Source organism: Amycolatopsis sp. CA-161197 (genome assembly GCF_050942255.1).
Lineage (GTDB): Bacteria > Actinomycetota > Actinomycetes > Mycobacteriales > Pseudonocardiaceae > Amycolatopsis.
In genome coordinates, this window is record NZ_CP192059.1 from 9,269,823 (window position 1) to 9,289,436 (window position 19,614).

At 69.3% G+C, this 19,614-nt stretch carries 18 protein-coding genes, 1 tRNA gene and 1 pseudogene; 8 read left to right on the forward strand and 12 right to left on the reverse strand.

The features are described 5' to 3' along the window. Both ACQPXB_RS43880 and ACQPXB_RS43885 read right to left on the reverse strand, forming a co-directional pair. Complete coding sequence (locus ACQPXB_RS43880) at window positions 1-2,616, reverse strand: P-loop NTPase fold protein (protein WP_432847846.1); 2,616 nt, start codon at window positions 2,614-2,616, stop codon at window positions 1-3. 119 nt (window positions 2,617-2,735) lie between these two features. Further along, window positions 2,736-3,212, reverse strand: coding sequence for a M15 family metallopeptidase (locus ACQPXB_RS43885; protein ID WP_432847848.1), 477 nt, complete (start codon window positions 3,210-3,212; stop codon window positions 2,736-2,738). Between the two features lie 86 nt (window positions 3,213-3,298). Here ACQPXB_RS43885 and ACQPXB_RS43890 point away from each other — a divergent pair, with 86 nt between their 5' ends. Further along, a complete protein-coding gene (locus ACQPXB_RS43890) occupies window positions 3,299-3,976 on the forward strand; it encodes a response regulator transcription factor (protein ID WP_366584677.1) in 678 nt (225 codons plus the stop codon). After that, complete coding sequence (locus ACQPXB_RS43895) at window positions 3,969-5,063, forward strand: sensor histidine kinase (protein ID WP_432847851.1); 1,095 nt, start codon at window positions 3,969-3,971, stop codon at window positions 5,061-5,063. Before ACQPXB_RS43890 ends, ACQPXB_RS43895 begins: the two co-directional genes overlap by 8 nt. Here the strand turns inward: ACQPXB_RS43895 and ACQPXB_RS43900 are convergent. Genes ACQPXB_RS43900 through ACQPXB_RS43915 form a run of 4 tightly spaced genes read right to left on the reverse strand, consistent with a single transcriptional unit; the run spans window position 5,035 to window position 8,778 of the window. Beyond that, window positions 5,035-6,120: a UDP-N-acetylglucosamine--N-acetylmuramyl-(pentapeptide) pyrophosphoryl-undecaprenol N-acetylglucosamine transferase gene (locus ACQPXB_RS43900; protein ID WP_432847853.1), complete on the reverse strand. Its 1,086-nt coding sequence runs from the start codon at window positions 6,118-6,120 to the stop codon at window positions 5,035-5,037. The genes ACQPXB_RS43895 and ACQPXB_RS43900 overlap by 29 nt on opposite strands. Continuing rightward, on the reverse strand, window positions 6,117-6,749 hold the full coding sequence (gene vanX / locus ACQPXB_RS43905) for a D-Ala-D-Ala dipeptidase VanX (RefSeq protein ID WP_432847855.1): 633 nt from the start codon (window positions 6,747-6,749) through the stop codon (window positions 6,117-6,119). The genes ACQPXB_RS43900 and vanX overlap by 4 nt, the downstream gene beginning before the upstream one ends. Then, complete coding sequence (vanA, locus tag ACQPXB_RS43910) at window positions 6,746-7,780, reverse strand: D-alanine--(R)-lactate ligase (protein WP_432847857.1); 1,035 nt, start codon at window positions 7,778-7,780, stop codon at window positions 6,746-6,748. Before vanA ends, vanX begins: the two co-directional genes overlap by 4 nt. Then, window positions 7,777-8,778, reverse strand: coding sequence for a D-isomer specific 2-hydroxyacid dehydrogenase family protein (locus tag ACQPXB_RS43915; protein WP_432847859.1), 1,002 nt, complete (start codon window positions 8,776-8,778; stop codon window positions 7,777-7,779). The genes vanA and ACQPXB_RS43915 overlap by 4 nt, the downstream gene beginning before the upstream one ends. 753 nt (window positions 8,779-9,531) lie before the next feature. Here ACQPXB_RS43915 and ACQPXB_RS43920 point away from each other — a divergent pair. Then, window positions 9,532-10,365, forward strand: coding sequence for an SAM-dependent methyltransferase (locus ACQPXB_RS43920; protein WP_366584830.1), 834 nt, complete (start codon window positions 9,532-9,534; stop codon window positions 10,363-10,365). A 338-nt stretch (window positions 10,366-10,703) separates the two neighbouring features. On the opposite strand, the gene ACQPXB_RS43925 is transcribed toward ACQPXB_RS43920, so the two are convergent. Further along, complete coding sequence (locus ACQPXB_RS43925; RefSeq protein ID WP_432847861.1) at window positions 10,704-11,774, reverse strand: class I SAM-dependent methyltransferase; 1,071 nt, start codon at window positions 11,772-11,774, stop codon at window positions 10,704-10,706. A 354-nt stretch (window positions 11,775-12,128) separates the two neighbouring features. Here ACQPXB_RS43925 and ACQPXB_RS43930 point away from each other — a divergent pair. After that, window positions 12,129-12,447 (forward strand): annotated as a pseudogene (locus tag ACQPXB_RS43930) (transposase); the annotation flags it as partial. Window positions 12,448-12,525: 78 nt separating this feature from the next. Beyond that, window positions 12,526-13,752 carry a site-specific integrase gene (locus tag ACQPXB_RS43935; protein WP_432857068.1) on the forward strand — a complete coding sequence of 409 codons (1,227 nt, stop codon included), beginning with the start codon at window positions 12,526-12,528 and terminating at the stop codon, window positions 13,750-13,752. A 78-nt stretch (window positions 13,753-13,830) separates the two neighbouring features. On the opposite strand, the gene ACQPXB_RS43940 is transcribed toward ACQPXB_RS43935, so the two are convergent. The 5 genes from ACQPXB_RS43940 to ACQPXB_RS43960 all read right to left on the reverse strand — a co-directional run bounded on the left by ACQPXB_RS43940 (window position 13,831) and on the right by ACQPXB_RS43960 (window position 17,816). After that, window positions 13,831-13,903, reverse strand: a tRNA-Ala gene (locus ACQPXB_RS43940). 55 nt (window positions 13,904-13,958) lie between these two features. Next, window positions 13,959-14,810: a divisome protein SepX/GlpR gene (gene sepX / locus ACQPXB_RS43945; protein WP_432847863.1), complete on the reverse strand. Its 852-nt coding sequence runs from the start codon at window positions 14,808-14,810 to the stop codon at window positions 13,959-13,961. A 161-nt stretch (window positions 14,811-14,971) separates the two neighbouring features. Beyond that, the gene (locus tag ACQPXB_RS43950) at window positions 14,972-15,631 is read right to left on the reverse strand and encodes a GNAT family N-acetyltransferase (protein ID WP_366584695.1); all 660 of its coding nucleotides are present in this window, start codon (window positions 15,629-15,631) and stop codon (window positions 14,972-14,974) included. Beyond that, window positions 15,631-16,914, reverse strand: coding sequence for a molybdotransferase-like divisome protein Glp (glp, locus tag ACQPXB_RS43955; protein WP_366584697.1), 1,284 nt, complete (start codon window positions 16,912-16,914; stop codon window positions 15,631-15,633). The genes ACQPXB_RS43950 and glp overlap by 1 nt, the downstream gene beginning before the upstream one ends. Beyond that, a complete protein-coding gene (locus ACQPXB_RS43960) occupies window positions 16,911-17,816 on the reverse strand; it encodes a UTP--glucose-1-phosphate uridylyltransferase (RefSeq protein WP_364049271.1) in 906 nt (301 codons plus the stop codon). The genes glp and ACQPXB_RS43960 overlap by 4 nt, the downstream gene beginning before the upstream one ends. Window positions 17,817-17,840: 24 nt before the next feature. Here ACQPXB_RS43960 and ACQPXB_RS43965 point away from each other — a divergent pair, with 24 nt between their 5' ends. The 3 genes from ACQPXB_RS43965 to ACQPXB_RS43975 all read left to right on the forward strand — a co-directional run bounded on the left by ACQPXB_RS43965 (window position 17,841) and on the right by ACQPXB_RS43975 (window position 19,610). Continuing rightward, window positions 17,841-18,434: a 5-formyltetrahydrofolate cyclo-ligase gene (locus ACQPXB_RS43965; RefSeq protein ID WP_432847865.1), complete on the forward strand. Its 594-nt coding sequence runs from the start codon at window positions 17,841-17,843 to the stop codon at window positions 18,432-18,434. Window positions 18,435-18,524: 90 nt separating this feature from the next. After that, a complete protein-coding gene (locus ACQPXB_RS43970; protein ID WP_366584701.1) occupies window positions 18,525-18,833 on the forward strand; it encodes an FmdB family zinc ribbon protein in 309 nt (102 codons plus the stop codon). A gap of 138 nt (window positions 18,834-18,971) precedes the next feature. Continuing rightward, the gene (locus ACQPXB_RS43975) at window positions 18,972-19,610 is read left to right on the forward strand and encodes an SAF domain-containing protein (protein ID WP_432857071.1); all 639 of its coding nucleotides are present in this window, start codon (window positions 18,972-18,974) and stop codon (window positions 19,608-19,610) included. Window positions 19,611-19,614: the final 4 nt, after the last annotated feature.

Sequence of the window (19,614 nt, forward strand, 5' to 3'; positions counted from 1 at the left end):
TCAGGCCGCGGGCGAGAGCACGTAGGAGAACCGGCGGATCACCGGAACCCACTTCTGGAAATGGGCCAAGCGGTCGACCTCCAGCGCGGCCGACGCCTGCGCAAGTCCTCGGTGCAACCGAAGCCAGACGCGCGCTTCCTCTTCGCTCAGGGCGCCGACAACCGCGTTCCCCCATCGCTCGCCCTCGCGCTGGGGCTCGCAATCGGCGACGAACCCGGCCCACGTCGCTTCGCTCGACCGGCGGGCCAGACCGCCACGGACCGACCGGCTCGCGTCGGCGGCACCGTCCAGCGCGTTGCCCAGCAAATGGGCCGGCGCGGTCAGCAAGCCGAGCAGTGCGACGACCACCTGGTATTCGCCCGGTTCCCCGTCTTCACCGAGGAACCGCGACACCTCGGAGAGATCCCGGGTCGAGCGGAGCATCCGGTAGAAGTTGAACAGCCGTTTCGCCTCGCGCGGCGTGGCAACCAGCCGGTCCAAGGAGGACAACAGCTCGATCTCCCGGTCGGTGAGCGGACGTGGTGGTTTCACGGCCCGCTCGGGCCGCCGTCGACTGTCTACTTCGGACCCGGCTTCGATGTCCGGAACCGCCTCCTGCGCAACCGGTGGCGGGGACGGCAGCTCAGTGACGGATTGGGCTCGAGCGGTCTGTTCCGGCACGAGCGAGTGCAGCAACCGGCGCAGGCTTCCCGACGACATGCCGGGCAGAACCAGCGGCAGGTTGATGATCTTCTCCAGGTAGTCCTCGGGTGTCACGTGCCCGCCGCCCGGAGTCTCGGCGAGGATCTCGTCGTAGTGGCTGCTCAGCGACCGCACCAGCCACCGGGGGTCGACTCCGACCACCACCACGAACAGTTCCAGCGCGAGCAGCAGGTGTATCGCTTCGAGCACCTCGACCACCTGCCGCGAGCTGCACCGGTCGAGGTCGTCGATGTACAGCACGATCCGGTCGATCGCCTTCCCGCCCGGCTCGGGATGCGCTCGCCAGTCGGCCATCAGCTCGACGAGCTGCTCGAAGTCCTTCCGGATCGTCGAGACGAGGCCGAGGTTGCGTCGGTAGGAGTCATCGCGCGCGCGTTCGGCCAGGAAGGTGTAGAGACTTCGGCCCGGCGTCAGCTCGGTCAGCTGCCGGCCGAGCTCGCCGACGCGAGCCACGACCTCGTCCAGCTGGGCCTCGGCGACCCGCTGGTCGGCCTCGGTCCTGCGGATCTCGTCCAGCAGCCCGGCGACCTCCGGCGACGCCTGGTCCATCCCGCTGCGCAGCTGGTCACCGAGTTCGCGCAGCGCCTGGATTCCCGACCTGGCCCGGGCCAGGAACGCGATCCCGGTGCCGGCCACGGCGACGAACCCGGCGCCCGCCGCCGTCAGCCACTGCCACGCCGCCGGCGCGACCACCGCGACGAGGAAGCCCACCAGCAGGATCACCGCGGCCGCGGCCAGCGCGACCTTGCCCCAGCGGTCCTTGGGCGATCTCCGCAGCGCGTCGGCCTCAGTCAGCGCGCCGCGCAACTGCTCGACCAGCAACGCGCCTTGCTCGGCCTCGTCCTGAACGCCGAGGTGCCGCCACACCTGCCCGGAGCTCGCCAACGCGTGGACGAGGGCTTTCCCGGTGGTTTCGCGCTTCGAAGTGGCTTTGTCGACGTCGGCCTGGAGCTTCGCGACCGTGGTCTGTGCCTGGTCCTTGGCGTCCTCGAGTTCCTTGGCCTGCTCGAGCCGTCCGCTGAGTTCCTGCCGCAGCTTCACGCGGCGTTCCTGCGCACTCGGACCGGGGCCGGCGAGCTGGCGGAAGATCTCGTCGCCGAGGCTGGCCCACAGGTTGGCGTCGGCGTAGTGCCAGGCGTTGAAGCCGATCTGCACGACCTCGTGCGTGTAGGCGCGGTTGCCGGAGCTCGCCAGCCGGCCCACCTCTTCCCGCAGCAGCCCCATGAAGTAGCTCTTGCCCGAGCCCCACTCGCCGAAAACCCCGACGGACAAAGGCAATGGGGTGCTGCGGTCGGCGATCACCGCGGCCATCATGGACACGTACGGCGCGACGCCGAGGCGGTCACGGTCGAGCGGAATCCCGACGTTGGGGTCGACCCGATCACTCGAAACGCCACCGGCCAGGTCGGCTGCACTTGTCTCACCACTCCAGGCCGCACGGATCGCGTCTTCCGTCGCGATGTCGAGGCAGAGGAAAACCAGCCGCTGGAGACTTCCACCGTCGAGGCCTTGAAGCGCCTTCACCGCCGCAGGAATCGCTACGGCAGCAACTGCGTCCGGCTCGAAACCGAGGCTGCCCGCGCCCAGCAGCGGCAAGCCCAAGGCGACCGCGCCGGCCTTTGCCGCCGCCTGCACGACGGCTTCGGTGGAAGTGGCGATCGCAGGAAGCGTCGGGTCTTGGAAAGAGCCACCGTCGTGCGGTGTCGCGAGCAGGGCGAACCGCAGCGAACCGGTGACGCTGTCGCGCAGATCGAGGACTTGTGGCAGCCCCGGCGTGATCGAGTCGAATTCGATCGCAGCCCAGTCGACTTCGGGAAACTCGCGGCTGACCGCGTGCCCGAGCGTGCCGAATGTGCCGCCGACGGAAATGACGATGGCGTCGATTCCGGCTTCCCACGGACGATCCGTGCGCACCACGTGACACGAAACCGCGCCCACTGAGCCGAGGTCGCCCGGTTTCCTTGCCATATCAGCGTGCGGCCTCCCCGTCGCGACCTGACCTTCGCGAGCAGCGTATCCCGAGGAAAGCCCCGTCACCGCCTCATTCGTGGATCTTCCGACGGATCCGCATACATCGGCGGACAACCACCCTCAACCGCCTCCAGCCGTAGCTCGTAATGCCACGGTTCGTTCCGGTAGATCTGACACAACCCAAACCGCGAACCATGCTCCGACAACCACACCCGAGCCGCCGACGGGCCGACATCCACCGCGTGCCCCGACACGTGCGCGGAAGTGTCCGGAGTGGCCACCCACCGCGCGGCCTCGGCCGCCGAGCCGTAGCGCGCCACGGCGTCCACGAGCAGCCACTCCTGGTACTCCGGTGACCGCCAGCCGCCGTTGACGAGGATCTCGACGCCCTCGGCGGCGGCGACCGAAGCGGCCCGGCGCAACGCGGCCAGCAGGGCGGGATCGAGATTCACCACGGCGGCGGCCCCGTCGTCGAAGACCGTTACCGGAACGGGGACGGCGCCGTGGGACCGGGGCGGCCGGGTTTCGAGGTAGGGCATGCCGCCAGTGAAGGGAGCATTGTGTTGCCGGCGCGTTCGAGATTTTCGATATGCCGGCGATAGGGACCGGCTCGTAGCATCGGAGCATGCGGGTGCTGGTGGTCGAGGACGAGCCCTACCTGGCCGACGCGATCCGCGCCGGGCTGCGGCTGGAGGCGATCGCCGCGGACGTCGCCGGGGACGGGGACGCCGCGCTGGAGCTGCTGGGTGTCAACGCGTACGACATCGCCGTGCTCGACCGCGACATCCCCGGGCCGTCCGGGGACGAGGTCGCCAAGCGGATCGTCGCGTCGGGCAGCGGCACGCCGATCATCATGCTCACCGCCGCGGACCGGCTCGACGACAAGGCGTCCGGGTTCGAGCTCGGCGCCGACGACTACCTCACGAAGCCCTTCGAGCTGCGCGAGCTCGTGCTCCGCCTCAGAGCGCTCGACCGACGGCGCGCCCACAGCCGGCCGCCCGTGCGGGAGATCGCCGGCCTGCGGCTGGACCCGTTCCGCCGCGAGGTCTACCGCGACGGCCGCTACGTCGCGCTCACCCGCAAGCAGTTCGCGGTGCTCGAGGTGCTCGTCGAGGCCGAAGGCGGGGTCGTCAGCGCCGAAGACCTGCTGGAACGCGCGTGGGACGAGAACGCCGACCCGTTCACCAACGCCGTGCGCATCACCGTTTCGGCGCTGCGCAAACGGCTCGGCGAGCCGTGGATCATCGCGACGGTGGCGGGCGTCGGCTACCGCATCGACCCCGGTGGTGTGGACCATGACTAGGCCGCCGGGGCTGAGCGTCCGGCTCAAGCTCACGCTCAGCTACGCCGGGTTCCTCATGATCGCCGGGGTCCTGCTGCTCGCCGCCGTGTGGATGTTCCTGTTGCGGGACCGGCCCACCGGCGACGTCGGCGTGCTCAGCTTTTCGAACTTCCTGCGCGCCTTCAACCCGCGCAACTTCGGCCCGGCCGTCTTCGGGCCGGCGGCGGTCATGGTGCTCGTGTTCCTGCTGGTCTTCGGCCTGGTGGGCGGGTGGATCCTCGCCGGGCGCATGCTCAAGCCGCTGACCCGCATCACCGACGCCACCCGCGTGGCCGCGCACGGCTCGCTGTCCCACCGGATCCGGCTGCGGGGCCGCGAGGACGAGTTCCGCGAGCTCGCCGACGCTTTCGACGCCATGCTCGAACGGCTCGAAGCCCACGTCGTCGAGCAGCAGCGGTTCGCCGCCAACGCGTCTCACGAGCTGCGTACGCCGCTGGCGATCTCGCAGGCTCTGCTCGACGTCGCCCGCCAGGACCCGGACAGCGACCCGGGCGAGCTCGTCGAACGCCTGCACACCGTGAACGCGCGGGCGATCGAGCTGACGGAGGCGTTGCTGCTGCTCAGCCGCACCGATCAGCGGTCGTTCAGGCGCAAGCCGGTCGACTTGTCGCTCATCGCGGAGGAAGCCACCGAGACGCTGCTGCCGTTCGCGGAGGAGCACGGCGTGACCCTGGAGACGGTCGGGGACGTCACGCCCGCCGACGGCTCACCCGCGCTTCTGCTGCAGCTGACCACGAACCTGGTGCACAACGCGATCGTCCACAACCTCCCCGAGCACGGCAACGTGCGGATCGAGACGGCCGTGCGGTCGGGGTTCGTGATGCTGACCGTCGAGAACACCGGAGAGAAACTCAGTCCACAACTGGTCTGGACGCTCACCGAGCCGTTCCAGCGCGGCACCGAACGCGTCCGCGGTGCGCACGCCGGGGTCGGCCTCGGGCTGGCCATCGTCCGGAGCATCACGCGAGCGCACGACGGAATCCTCAGCCTCGCGCCGCTGCCCGGCGGCGGCCTGCGGGTCACGGTGCAGCTGCCCTCGCCGCGGTGAGGACGTGGCGGGCCAGGGTCAGGCCCGCGTCCGGTGCGCCGGCCGCCGACGCCCGGGCCGACATCGCGCGGAGCCGTTCGGGATCGGTGAGGATCGGGATCACGGTGGCCTCGATCCAGTCCGGGTCGAGGTCCGCGTCGTCGACGAACAGCCCGCTGCCCGCCGCGACGACCGCTTCGGCGTTCAGCCGCTGCTCGCCGCCACGCAACGGCAACGGGACGTACGCGGCCGGCAGCCCGACCGCGGCCAGCTCCGCGCAGGTCATCGCTCCCGAACGGCAGAGCACGAAATCGGCCGCGGCGTAGGCGTCGGCCATCTCGTCGACGTAGGGAACGACGACGTGGGCGCCGTCTGGTACCTCGACGACGTGGCGCGGCCCGGTGATGTGCAGGACCTGCACCCCGGCCGCGTTGAACGCGGCGGCCGCGCCGGACACCGCGGCGTTGATCGTCCCGGCGCCCTGCGAACCGCCGGTCACCAGGAGCACCGGCGCGTCGGGGCGCAGGCCGAACCGTCGGCGCGCCGCTTCACGCAAGGCGGGCCGGTCGAGCGCGGTGATCGCCGGGCGCAGTGGGATCCCTACGGCGGTGGCGTGCTTCAGCCGAACCCCGGGGGCGGCGGTGAACACGTGGGTCGTCAGCCGCGTGGCCAACCGGTTGGCCACGCCGGGCCGCGCGTTCGCCTCGTGGACGAGGATCGGCAGCCTCCTTGCGCGGGCCGCGAGGTAGGCCGCAACGGCGACGTACCCGCCGAAGCCCACCACGACGTCGGCCCGCACGCGGTCGAGCACCGCCCCGGCCGCGCGCACGGAGTCACGCAGCCGGCCCGGCGTGCGCAGCAGATCCGCGCCCGGCTTGCGCGGCAACGGCGCCGGCGGGATGAGTTCGAGTGAGTAGCCGCGAACCGGGATGAGCGTGGTGTCCAGCCCGCGGACGGTGCCGAGGGCGGTGATCTCGGCCGTCGGCTCCAGCCGGCGCACCGCGTCGGCGAGGTTCATCGCGGGTTCGATGTGCCCCGCCGAATGGCCGCCGGCGACCACGACACGCGGTGGCGTCACGCGGACTTCTTCAGGCCCGGCCAGGTGACGGGGAAATCGAAGTAGGTGTCCGGGAAAGGCTCGGCTTTCAGCGTGTAGTGCCACCATTCGCATTCGTAGGAGGCGAAGCCGCAGGACTCCATGATGGCGCGGAGGTGCTGCCGGTTCCCGGTTTCGGCGTCGGTGATGCCCGGCGCGCCGTGGTGGGAGATCACATCCATCAGGTCGTGGTCGCCGCCCATGGCCGCGAGCTCGCCGGTGGCCAGGTGGTACAGCGTCAGGTCGACGGTGCTGCCCCGGCTGTGGCCCGATTTCGCTGCCACATAACCCTTCTCGAACATCTCGGCGCGCCCGATGTTCGGGTAGTGCCGCCGTTTCGTCCGGCCGTCGTCGGGCTCCCTCGACCAGCGCACGAACCGGTCCACGGCGCGTTGCGGACGATAACCGTCCCACAGGAGCAGTCCGAAGCCGAGGGACGCGGCCTTCTCGTGCGCACTTGTCAGAGCCGCGCACAACGCCGTGGTGCCGACGATGCGATTGACCAGGTAACCGTCCACGGGCTTGCCGGTGAAGTTGTCCCAGGTGGCGTACTTGGCGTCCCAGCGGATTCCCGGCACCACCTCGTCGACGAAGGCGAAGTCCTCGTTCACTGGACCTTCCCCGTCATCGCCAGCGACACGGCCCGGTCGAGCACCTCGGCGAACGACAGGCCCGCGGCCGCCATCATCCGCGGGTAGCGGCTGTAGGCGGTCAGGCCGGGGAAAGTGTTGACCTCGTTGAGGGCCACCGTTCCGCCGTCGGTGAGGAACATGTCCACCCGCGCCAGGCCCCGGCAGCCGAGGGCGCGATAGATCGCCTTCGCCGTCTCCTGCACCAACTCGCGCGCGTCCGGCGAGATGTCGGCCGGCACGGTCACCGTCGAGTTCTCGGAACCACTTTCCGGGTCGACTTCCTGGTGGATCCGGAAGAAACCGTGCGACAGCGTGATCTGGTCCACCTCGCCGACGGTCAGCTCCAGCTCGTTCCCCAGCACCGCACACCCGACCTCGCTGCCGACGACGGCGTCCTCGATGAGCACCTTCTCGTCGTACTTCCGCGCGACTTCGACGGCACTCGCCAGCTCTTCGGGCCCGGACACCTTGCTGACCCCGAACGACGACCCCGACCGGGCCGGCTTGACGAACACGGGGTAGTTCAGCTCGCCGGGGTTTTGGTGTTCGGCGGCAACCCGGCACGTCGGCGTCGCGATCCCCGCCGCCGGGACGACGGTGTAGGCCAACGACTTGTCGATACACAGCACTGAACTTGGCACGTCGCAGCCGACGTACGGGATGCCGGACAGCTCCAGCAACCCTTGCATCGCCCCGTCCTCGCCGTGACGGCCGTGCAGAACCGGCAGCACGACGTCCAGGTCGATCACCTCGTAGCGCCCCTCCTCCAGCACGTGCAACCCGGGCACGCTCCGATCGGGCGACAACGTGACGGGGCGGTATCCGCCCGTTTCCCAGCCCTCACCGGGGCCCGCGCACAGCCGCCACGCACCACCCTGCGTGATCCCGATCCAGAACGCCTCGTACTTGTCGGCGTCCAGGTTCCTGGCCACCTCCTGCGCGGATTTGATCGACACGGGGTGTTCTTCGGACGTGCCCCCGAAGATGATGCCGATTCTGATTCTGTTCACGCCACGTCCCTGCTTTCGAAGTTCAAGCAATTGGCCAGACTGTTCTCGACGGTGTCACTCAGCGCGTGATCCGTGTAATAAGCGGTGTGCGGACTGATCAGCACATTCGGCATTCGCTGCAACCGCACCAGCGCTTCGCTTTCGATCACCTTGTCCCGGCAATCGGCGTAGAACACTCCCTCTTCCCCTTCGAGGACGTCCAGCGCCGCACCACCCAACCTGCCACTTTCCAGCGCCGCGAGCAGCGCGGCGGTTTCGATCAACGCCCCCCTCCCGGTGTTGACCACAACCGCGCCACACTTCAGCTGTGCGATCCGCGCCCGGTCCAGCAGGTGATACGTCCCCGCATCCAGGGGCGTGTGCAACGTGACGATGTCGCTCAACCCCAGCAACTCCTCCAGCGGCACGTAGTCAGCCGAACTCCGCGGCCGGCTGTCATACGCGATGACGTTGCCGCCGAACCCCCGCAGCCGATCGATCACCGCCGCCCCGATCCGCCCCGTCCCGATCACCCCGACGGTCAGATCCCGCAGCTCTTTCCCCCGCACCTCGGCCAGCCGATAATCATGCACATCCGCCCGCCTGATCACGGCTTTCGCATTCCGCACCGCCATCAACATCAGCATCACCGCGTAATCGGCCACGCTGTCCGGCGAATACGCCACGCCCTCCACGGTGATCCCGACGCTCTTCGCATACTCCACGTCAATGTGGTCGAACCCCACACTCCGCGTCGACACATACCTCACCCCGGCCCGGCTCAACGCGAGCAACGCGGAATTCTGAACCTTCGTCTTGTGCCCCACGCTGACACACCGATTCCCCACTGCCAGCGCCGTATTGGCTTCGCTGAGTGCCTCCGCCGTGATCCCCAGCGCCACCCCGCACTTCTCCGCCAACGCCCGGAACAACGCCGCCTCATCCGGCTCACACCCGTAAACGGCAACCCCGGTCCCCACCGCGGCCGCCCCCGCCCGCACCGCTTCCCTGTGCCTCATGCGGCCCAGTCAACGCACCCCCACGTTGTGGCCCCGTATCCACTTTCCGATACACCGGCAATACACCGAGGCCCGCGCCACTGCCCCCGTCACGACCCTGTGACGTGCAACCACCATCGCCGCACTTCGAAGCTGTCCGCAACGATGCCGTCGCAGGCGGGCTGCCCGAACTGGGTAGCCGACGGAACAATCCCTGACACTCAAATGGGAAGCCGCGCAAACCACCACGACTTACCTCCCCGACGCAACCACAGCGGAGGGTCCGGGGGCGAAGCCCTCCCCGGGCGGGGCCTGGGGGTTTGCACCCCCAGAAAACAAAACGGAGCGAGCCAGTTCGCGTTTTCAGCGAACACAACTCGCCCCGAGTGACATGGAGCTGAGGGGAATCGAACCCCTGACCTTCTCGATGCGAACTATCAGCACGAACGCCGTTGACGGTCTTTGCCGAGGTCAAAGTGTCGTCGCTGGTCGATCGCAGGCGCTGAGCGTCGGTGCGGTTGCTGTACTTCGCTGCTGTACGGCAACGAACCGACCCGGGAAGCAACTCTGGGTCGGACGGAGGTAGGTGGGCGAGCTGCCCTGGTGACGCGGGTGGCCGGCAGGGTTCGAGCCATGGCGGGCGGAGTCACCGCCGCGCTGCTCGTCGTGGGGCCGGTCTGAGAAGGCCGGTGAACAACCGGGGATGTGGACACCGCGTCGGTGATCACTACTAACCTCGGTGTAGCTGTGGCCACTCGAGCAGGAAGGCACGACATGCCGGCAGACGCTGCTGACTTGAACACTCCGGTCGGGGTCGATCCGCATCGGGCCAGCGTGGCGCGGATGTACGACTATGCAATGGGGGGCAAGGACTGGTACGAGGTCGACCGCCTCGAGCTCGAGCGGCTCAAGACGGTCATGCCGGAAGCGGTGGACCTTGCGCTGGAGAACCGGCGGTTCCTGATCCGGATGTGCCGGTTCCTCGCGGAGCAGGCGGGGCTCACGCAGTACCTGGACCTGGGGTCCGGTCTGCCCACGGCGGAGAACGTGCACCAGGTGGTGCAGCGGGTCGACCCGCTGTCGAAGGTCGTCTACGTCGACCACGACCCGGTCGTGACCGCGCACGGCCGGGCGTTGCTCGAGGAGAACGACAACACCCGCTACATCGCCGGCGACATCTTCGATCCGCGCGGCATCCTCGAGGACGAGACCGTGCGCAGCCACCTCGACTGGAACCGGCCGATCGGGCTGCTGTTCATCGCGAGCCTGCACCACTTCAAGGGTGACCGGGCGCGCCCGGCCGAGGTCACCGGCGAGTTCATCGATGCACTGCCTTCAGGTTCCTACGTGGCGATCTCGCATGCCTTCAACCCCGGTGACGGTGCGGACAGCGAAGCGATGCGGGCATTCGAAGCGGCCGTCGCCCGCGGCTCGCTCGGCGGCGTCACGGCACGGACCGCGGAGGAGATCGTCGAGCTGTTCCACGGGCTCGAACTCGTCGAACCCGGGCTGGTCGAGCTGGTCAACTGGTGGCCCTCTGGGCCGCGCCTGAAGCCGTTGAACGTCGCCCAGCGACTGATGGCCGGAGCCGTCGCCCGCAAGCCCTGACCGACTCCGCGCCGATTCTCCGGTGTGGCGGCACCGCTTTGGGAGAGCGGTGCCGCCGAACTGCCGGTAGCGCCTCTGACCAGGTATAACGCCGCGTTCTAGCCGTCCTGGGAGGTCATTTCGGGGTGTCCTCGCGGTAGCAAGGCCGCCTTGCGCCCGGTCAGCACCCCAGCGCAGAACGGGTGGGAGCGCTGCCACCGCGCGAACGCCATCACCGGAATCCCTCACTGCGCGTGTGGTAGCCGAGATCGAAGCCAGTCACGGGTGAGATTTCTGCCATCACAGAGCCGGACCACGGTCGAGTATCCCTCGCGCGTCCCGATCGCAGGCGTCGCCGGTCAGCGGCGCGCAGCGTAGATGCGGTTGCTCACCGTTTCCGCCGCCAGGGTCCACGTGCGCAGGCCTGCTTCGGCGGCAATCGCGCGCATAGCGCCCTCGCCGGCGTGGTTGCCGAGGGCGTGCGGGCCCTTCTGGGCCAGTGCGGCGGGCAGGCAAACGGCGACGGAGGTCGCGGCGAAGGAACGGCCCACGGGGTTGATGGTGTCCTCGACGTTGCCGGACACGTTGGGTTCGACGATCATGCAGGTGCCGTCGTCGGCGAGGGCCCGCTCGGTGCGGCGGAGGGCGGCGCCGGGGTCGCCGAGGTCGTGCAGGCAGTCGAAAAACGTGATCAGGTCGTACCGCTCGCCGGGAAAGTCCCCCGCCGCGGCGACGTCGAAGGTGACGCGGCCGCCGAGGCCTCGTTCGGCGGCCAGTTTCCGCGCCGCCTCGATGGACGGACCGTGGAAGTCGTAGCCGTGGAACTCCGACCGCGGGAAGGCTTCGGCCATCAGCAGCGCGGAATACCCGTGCCCGCAACCGATATCGGCCACCGACGCCCCACGTTCCAGCTTCTCGACGACACCTCCGAGCGCCGGGAGCCACTCCTGCACGAGTGACGCCGTGTAGCCCGGCCGGAAGAACGCCGCGACTCCCTCGAACAGCTCCGGCGCGTGCTGCGCCCAGCCGACACCCTCGCCGGTGCGGAACGCCTCTGCGAGCGCGTCCTCGGTGGCGAACAGCGCCTTCAGCATGGTGAACGTGCCCATGGCATAGGTCGGCGAGGACGCGTCCGCGAGGACGGCCGCGTGCTCGTCCGGGAGCTCATACGTGGCGCCACCCGGGTCGTAGCGGACGTACTCTCCGGCGACCTGGACGGCCAGCCACTCGCGCACGTACCGCTCGACCAGACCCGATCTTTCGGCCAGCTGCGCGGACGTCAGTGGTCCGGCGCCGGCCATTGCCGAATACAGGCCGAGCCGCCCACCGAGCGACGTGGACAACCCCGCCTTTGCCGCGCCGCTGTCAACGACGACCCGCCGCTGGAAATCCGCCACACGGTCCTGGTCCAACGAACCTGCGTCGGTCATGTCAGTCATCTCCTGTCTGCGCCAGGTCGGGCTTGCCCAACTCACGTTACGCAGCTGCCCACAGCCGAGCGCACAGCTGCGCAATAGGTTCACCACGTCCGGCCACGCGCTCGAGCCGGACAAACCCGGCTGGTCGTCCTCGCGGTTGGTGCGCCGAGCCGCCGAGGCCAAAAGATCAGATCAGCCCAGGGAACGGCGGATCTCGCAACGACGTGACCAGGAATTACGCACCGCCCACGGCCTGCACGACGCACTCCAGGCGCTCATAACAGCAGGCACGGTCGCGGTGTTTCCTCTGCTGGGTATGAGCGACGATCAGGCTGTCCCGCCGGCGCAACGTCCGGGTCCCGCGGCATGAGCAAGCTCACCCACGAGACGCTGTTGATCCCGTCGTTTTCGACGCGTCCGCAAGGTGGTGGGCAGGTCGCCGGTCGAGGACCGGGCTGTGTTCACGGCGGCGGTGTACGTGCTGACCAGCGGGTGCGCGTGGCGGATGCTGCCACCGTCGCTCGGGGTCACGGTGCCGACCGCACATCGCGGGTTCGCCGAGTGGACCAAAGCCGGTCTATGGCCCCGCCTTCACCGGTTCGTCCTGGACGACCGCGCAGGCCTGCCCCTGGCGGTCGCGGTGTCCGCCGCCAATACCAACGACTCCTACGCCCTAGGTCCATTAAGGACGGCGGAAATCGTCGAGTCCTGCCTGCTTGGGTTGACGAATACATCAATCGACTCGTGGAGGAAGCGGCCTGATATGGCGAGCAAGGGACGCGCCAACGGCGAGGGGTCGATTTACCCGTTCCGCAACGGGTTTGCCGCGTATGTGTGGGTCACCACTCCGACCGGCGAAAGGAAGCGCAAGTACGCGTACGGCCCGACGCGCGAACTGGTCCACGAGAAGTGGCTCGAGCTTCATCGGACGGCCAAGAACGGCCCTGTGGCGACCTCGGTGCCGCGCTTGCGCGAGTATCTGAACTACTGGTTGACGGAGGTGATCAAGCCGAACCACGCGCCTCTGACGTACGTCAACTACGAGCTGTTCACCCGGCTCTACATCAACCCGGCATTGGGCGACCAACGGCTGGACAAACTCGGTGTGGGCGACGTTCAGAAGTGGATCAACGCCATTCCGGGAATCTGTCAGTGCTGCGCGCAGGGCAAGGACGCGAGGAGAGACAAGAAACGCCGCCGGTGCTGTGCGCTGAGCGCCCGCCAGTGCTGCAAGGACGCGCCGCCGTCCCGGACCGTCTCCGACATCCGCGCATGCCTGCGCGCGGCGCTGAACCACGCAATCCGCGAGGAGTTGATCAGCCGGAACGTCGCGGAGCTGATGACGCTCCCGACCGTCCGCAAGCGCAAACGAACAGCCTGGACGAGCGAGGAGGCCCGGAAGTTTCTCGAGTCGGCCCGAGACGCCCGGGACGCGATGTACGCCGGGTACGTGCTCGCCGTTGTCCTGGGCCTGCACAAGGGCGAGATCCTGGGGCTCACGTGGGACGCACTCGACTTCGACAACGGCGAGCTGGCCGTCAGTCACCAGCTCCAGCGGGCCAGCGGCGAGCTGCTACACCCGGAGACGAAGACCGCCGCCTCGGACGACACCATGCCGCTGCCGTCCATCGTCGTCGCCGCCCTGGAGAAGCGGCGGCGGGACCAGCTCGCCGACCAGAAGGAGGCGGAGCTGGCCTGGCACCCCAACGACTTGGTGTTCACCACGAAGTACGGGCTGCCGATCGACCCCCGGAACTTCAACCGATCCTGGGACAACCGAGTCACGCGCTCAGGGGTTCGGAAGATCACCGTGCACGATGGACGGCGATCCTGCGGCACGCTGCTGGTCGACCTGGATGTGCACCCTCGGGTGATCATGCGCATCCTGCGGCACGCGCAGTTCTCGATGACGATGGAGATCTACTCGCAGGCGTCCTCGAAGAAGACACGGGACGCGCTCAAGCGTCTCGGCGAGAGCCTCGACGAATAGCGCCACTGCTGTACTTTGCTGCTATCAGGGCAACAAAAGAGGCCGTCCACTCTACAGTGGACGGCCTCTGACCTGCGGTGGAGCTGAGGGGAATCGAACCCCTGACCTTCTCGATGCGAACGAGACGCGCTACCAACTGCGCTACAGCCCCTTGTTCAGTGCTCGTAGAGCGTATCAGCTACCCGAAGAGCACCGAACGCCGGGGGTCACTCCCCGACCGCCCGGCGGTACGGGCTGGTCCCCGGCTCGTCGAGTTCCTCGAAGGCCGGGTCTTCGTCGTCGAGGTCGACCACGACGGCCTGGCGGCGGATGCGGGACATGGGGGACGGCTTGCGTTCCACGATCTCGCGGGGCGCCGGCGAGACGACCTCGACGTGGTCGTCCTCCTCTGAAGCAACCGAAGCCGCCGGAGCCGAAGCCGAAGCAGCAGGACGCCGCGGCGCCGGAAGGGGCTCGCGAGCTTCTCGAGAGCCTTCCCGCGCATACCGCGCCATCCGCCGCTGCCGGATGTCGTTTTCGATGCGGACCTGGCGGCGCAGGTACGCGAGGTAGCCGACCAGGATCACGTCGACCACGGCGTTGCCCCACCACACCACGGACATCACGAAGCCCGCGAAGGCGGCCGACGCGACGGCGAGGATCAGCAGGATCACGACGATCCGCTGGCGGAACGCGTACTTCGCCCGCGCGGCGATCTCCGCCGCTTCCGGGTCGAAGCCGCCGCGGCCCGGGCGGTAGCCGGGGCGCGAGCGGGCGGGCTCGTCGCGCACTTCGGCGGCCGGCTGGGGCAGCGGCTCGGGTTCCGGTTCTTCCTCTTCGAGGTCGGCATCGAGCTCCGCCTCGAGTTCGGCGAGGTCGTCCTCCACCGAAGGTTTCGCACTTTCGGACACGGCGAACTCCTCCTGTCCTTCGTTGCGAGCTCCCCCGCTGCGCACGACGCGCGCTGCGAGCGCGGACGACGGCGTCCGTGCAACCTGCTGGCGCTTGCGAGCCACCATAGGCACGAGAACGACGAGCCATGCCGCGGCGAGCGCGACGATGATCACCGAGCTGGGCATCTCCCGTCACCTCCCCCGATCCTCTGCTGTAGTCACGCTAGCCACAACAGTCACACAGGAGACGCAGACTCGCCGGGTTCGATCACGAAATTGCGTCACCGGATTAGGTGAATCTCACAGTATGTGGTAACGCGTGATCGGAACCGGACCCGTAGTCACCATCAGAGCAGGTCGGCGCGTCCCATGGCCACGAGCCGGGAGACGAGGCCGTCGCCGATCTCCTCTTTCGTCACGGCGAAGCAGAGGTGGTCGCGCCAGGCGCCGGCGACGTCGAGATAACGCTCGAACATGCCCTCCTGCCGGTAGCCGGCCTTGGTGAGGACGCGGATGCTCGCGTTGTTCTCCGGCCGCACGGTCGCCTCGAGCCGGTGCAAGCCGGACGCTTCGAAGGCGTGATCCGTCACGAGGGCGACAGCCGCCGTGGCGACCCCGCCCCGCACGATGTCCGACGACACCCAGTACCCGATCCAGGCCGATCGCAGCGAGGCACGGATGACGTTACCCACCGTGATCTGCCCCGCGAACTTTCCGTCGACCGTGATCGTGAACGGCAGGCACTGCCCGCGCCGCGCGAGGCCGCGCAGGGCCGCCCACTGCGAGGGCCACGACCAGAACGCGTTGCGGTCGGGCCACGGCCCGATCCCCGTCGGCTCCCACTGTTCGAGGTGGTCGCGGTCGCGCAGGCGGATGCGGCTCCACTCGCCGGCGTCGCGCAGCCGCACCGGTCGCACGCTGACGACCCCGGCCGGCACGCGCAGCCCACCGAGCTTCGCGGGCCAGCCCGGGTGGCGGCTTTCGACCGGGTACGAGTACGAGCCCACTACGCCCGCTGCGCGAGGAACGTGACCTTCACCTGCTCGCCCGCGGCCACCTCGGTGAGGTCCTCGTCCACGGTGATCAGGCAGTTCGCCTCCGCCAGCGACGCCAGCAGGTGCGCGCCCGACGTGCCGAGCGGCTGCACGAGGTACTCGCCGTTGGCCTCGTCGCGCAGCAGCTGGCCGCGCAGGTAGCCGCGCCGGCCCTTCGTCGACGTGATGGGCGACAGCAGCCGCGCGCCGACGATGCGCCGGTGCGGGTTGCGCGTGCCGCGCGCGGCCCGGATCAGCGGCCGGACCAGGACCTCGAACACCACCAGGGCGCTCATCGGGTTGCCGGGGATGAGGAACGTCGGCACGGAGTCCGGGCCGAGCCGCCCGAAGCCCTGCACCGAGCCCGGGTGCATCGCCACGCGCGTCATGTCGATGTGGCCGAGGTCGGACAACGCGGCGTGCACCTCGTCGCCGGAAGCGCCACCGGCACCGCCCGCGACCACCACGATCTCCGACATCAGCAGCCGGCCCTCGACGATCTCGCGCAGCCGCTTCGGGTCGCTCGGCACGATGCCGACGCGGCTCACCTCGGCGCCGGCGTCGCGCGCGGCCGCGGCCAGCGCGTAGGAGTTGACGTCGTAGACCTGCCCCACGGACGGCGTGCGGTCGACGTCCACGAGCTCGTCGCCCACGGACACGATCGACACGCGCGGACGCGGGTAGACCAGCACCTTCGCACGCCCGACGGCGGCGAGCAGGCCCACCTGCGCGGACCCGATGGTGTCGCCCTTTCGTACGGCGACGTCGCCGATCTGCACGTCTTCGCCCGCGCGGCGCACGTACGCGGCCGACGGCACGGACTTGTGCACGGTGAGCTTGGCCTGGTGCCCGTCGGTGTACGCGGTGGGCACGACGGCATCGGCGAGCGTCGGCAGCGGCGCGCCGGTGTCCACGCGCACCGCCTGCCCGGGCTGCAGCCGCCGCGGCTGGCGGGAGCCGGCCTGGATCTCGCCGACCACCGGCAGCTGCACCGGCTCGTCGCCGGCGGCGCGGACGTCGACGCTGCGCACCGCGTAACCGTCCACGGCGGCCTGGTCGAAGCCGGGCAGGGCGTGCTCGGCGACCACCTCCTCCGCGCACAGCAGGCCCTGCGCCTCGGAGATCGCCACACGGACCGGCCGCGGCCGGACGGCGGCGTCCAGCGTCAGCGCGATCTGCGCGTCGACAGAGCGCAGCTCCGCCTCCGCGGGTTCCGGGGCCTCTTCGGCCGGGGCAGCGTCGAGGGAGTCCGTCATGGGCGTTCGGTCCCGATCCGTTCGGTCAGCCACGTCCGTAACGATGGCCCGTATTCGGGCGTTTCAAGCGCGAAATCGACGGCGGCGCGCAGGAAACCACCCGGATTACCCAGGTCGTGTCGTCCGCCGCGGTGCACGACCACGTGAACGGGGTGGCCTTCCTTGATCAGCAGCGCCACGGCGTCGGTCAGCTGGAGCTCGCCGCCGGAGCCCGGCTCGATCCGGCGCAGTGCGTCGAAGATCGCGCGGTCGAGCAGGTACCGCCCGGCCGCCGCGTACGTCGACGGCGCGTCTTCCGGCCGCGGCTTCTCGACCATGCCGTGAACCTGCTTCACGTCCGGGTCGTCGGTGTCGGAGACGTCGAACACGCCGTAGGGCGAGATCTGCTCCTTGGGGATGTCGAACGCGCAGAGCACGCTGCCCCCGTGCTGCGCGCGGACGGCCGACATGCGGTTGAGCACGCCGGTGGGCAGTACGAGGTCGTCGGGCAGCAGCACGGCGACGGCTTCGTCCTCGTCGGTCAGGTTCGGCTCGGCCTGGGCGACGGCGTGGCCCAGGCCCAGCGCCTGCTCCTGGATGGCGACCTCGACGTCGAGCAGCCCCGGCCCGCGCCGCACCTTCTCGAGCAGCTCGGTCTTGCCCTTGGCCTCGAGCGTCTTCTCCAGCTCGGGCTGCGCCTCGAAGTACTTGACGACGGCGTCCTTGCCGGGCGAGGTCACGATCACCAGGCGTTTCGCCCCCGCGGCCGCGGCTTCGCTCGCGACGAGCTCGATGCCCGGCGTGTCGACCACGGGCAGCAGCTCTTTCGGTACCGCTTTCGTCGTCGGCAGGAATCGGGTCCCGAGTCCGGCCGCAGGCACGATGGCTGTTCTGAACGTCTGGGAGGTTGAGGCGCCCGTCATGGGCGCAAAGCCTAACGTGGTCGCATGCTGGCACCGGGCAATGAGCACCTGAGCAAGGCGGAGTGGCGTGCACGAGTTCTTCAGGCGCGCGCCTCAGTGAGCCCTGCGGAGCACGCGGCGGAGGCCGAGGCGCTGGCTTCGGCGGCCGCTTCGGTGGCCGCGGGGACGGTGTGCGCGTACGTGCCGTTCGACACCGAGCCGGGGTCCGTTTCGCTGCTCAACGCCCTGGTCAAGGCCGGTTCGCGCGTGTTGCTGCCGGTGATCCCGGACGTCGTCGGGCCGCTCGACTGGGCTGTCTACTCGGACGAGTCGACGCTGGTGCCCGGCCGGCTGCGCGGCATCCTCGAGCCGTCGGGGCCGAGGTTGGGGGTCGGCGCCGTGTCGGAGGCCGACGTGGTGCTGGTGCCCGCGCTCGCCGTCGACCGCCACGGGGTGCGGCTCGGACGTGGCGCTGGTCACTATGACCGCTCGCTCACTTCGGGCGGCGCGGACCGGTTCGCCGTGGTCCGGGCCGAGGAGCTGGTGGATTCGCTCCCAGGTGAGGCGCACGACGTCCCGATGACCGGGGCATTGACCCCCACCGGTCTGGTCCGGTTGCCCGCTTCCACAGTGATGTGACGCAGGGGGAATTGCGCACGGGGAATGCCGTCCAGCACAATTGGGTTGGCACTCTTGTCTCACGAGTGCCAGTTGCATGAAGGAGCTCCAGTGCCCACGTACCAGTACGCCTGCAAGGAATGCGACCACCGCTTCGAGGCGGTGCAGTCCTTTTCCGACGCCAGCCTGACCGTCTGCCCCCAGTGCTCCGGTCCGCTGCGCAAGGTCTTCAGCTCGGTCGGCGTGGTCTTCAAGGGCAGCGGGTTCTACCGCACCGACTCGCGCGACTCGTCGAAGTCTTCGACCACGGCCGCCGCGCCGGCGAAGTCCGAGACCAAGACGGAGACGAAGAGCGAGTCGAAGACAGACTCTTCATCGTCCTCCTCCACCACGACGAAAACCGCTTCCACCGCCTCCTGACCCCTGAGTTGTCCACAAGGGGGTAGTTGTCCACAGGTCGCGGAAGTTCCTCTTTCCGCTGGTCACCACCGTCCCTAACGTCGGTTTCGTGCGGCACCGCGCCGCACGGGAACCGACGAGGGGACGACCGTGGACACCCTGCTCAACCGCCTGACCGATCTGCACTTGCTGCGCGGCAGGCGCGCCCGGCTGCTTCGCCGGTTCCTGGCCGCGGCCCTGCTGCTGGCCGGCTTGCTCGTCTTTCTGCACCCCGCCTCGGCGCGTGGTGCACCTTCCACAGCCACTGTGGTGGCCGCGCGGGATCTGCCCGCGGGCTCCGTGCTGCGCGCCGCCGATCTCCGGCTGGCCGACCTTCCCGACGACGTCCGGCCCGCCGGCGTGCTCGGCGACGTCGGCGCGGCCGTCGGCCGGCTGCTGTCCGGCGCTGCCCGTGCGGGTGAGCCGCTGACGGACGTCCGCCTGTTGGGAACGGCCCTCCCCGCGAAGGGGGATTCCGGGACGGTCACGGTCGCCGTCCGGCTGGCCGACGCGGGCGTCGCGGAGCTGTTGCGGCCAGGTCAGCGCGTCGGCGTCGTGGCGGCTCCCGATGCGACGCACACCGCCGCTGAGCTGGTGAAGGACGCCACGGTGGTCACTGTGCACCGTCCCGACAGGGAGGGTCAGGGGGTGATCGCACCCGACAAAGGCCCACTGGTGCTCCTCGCGCTGCCCGTGAGCGTGGCCAACGAGGTCGCTGCGACGTCGCTGGAACGACCCGTTACGGTTACTCTCCGCTAACCCG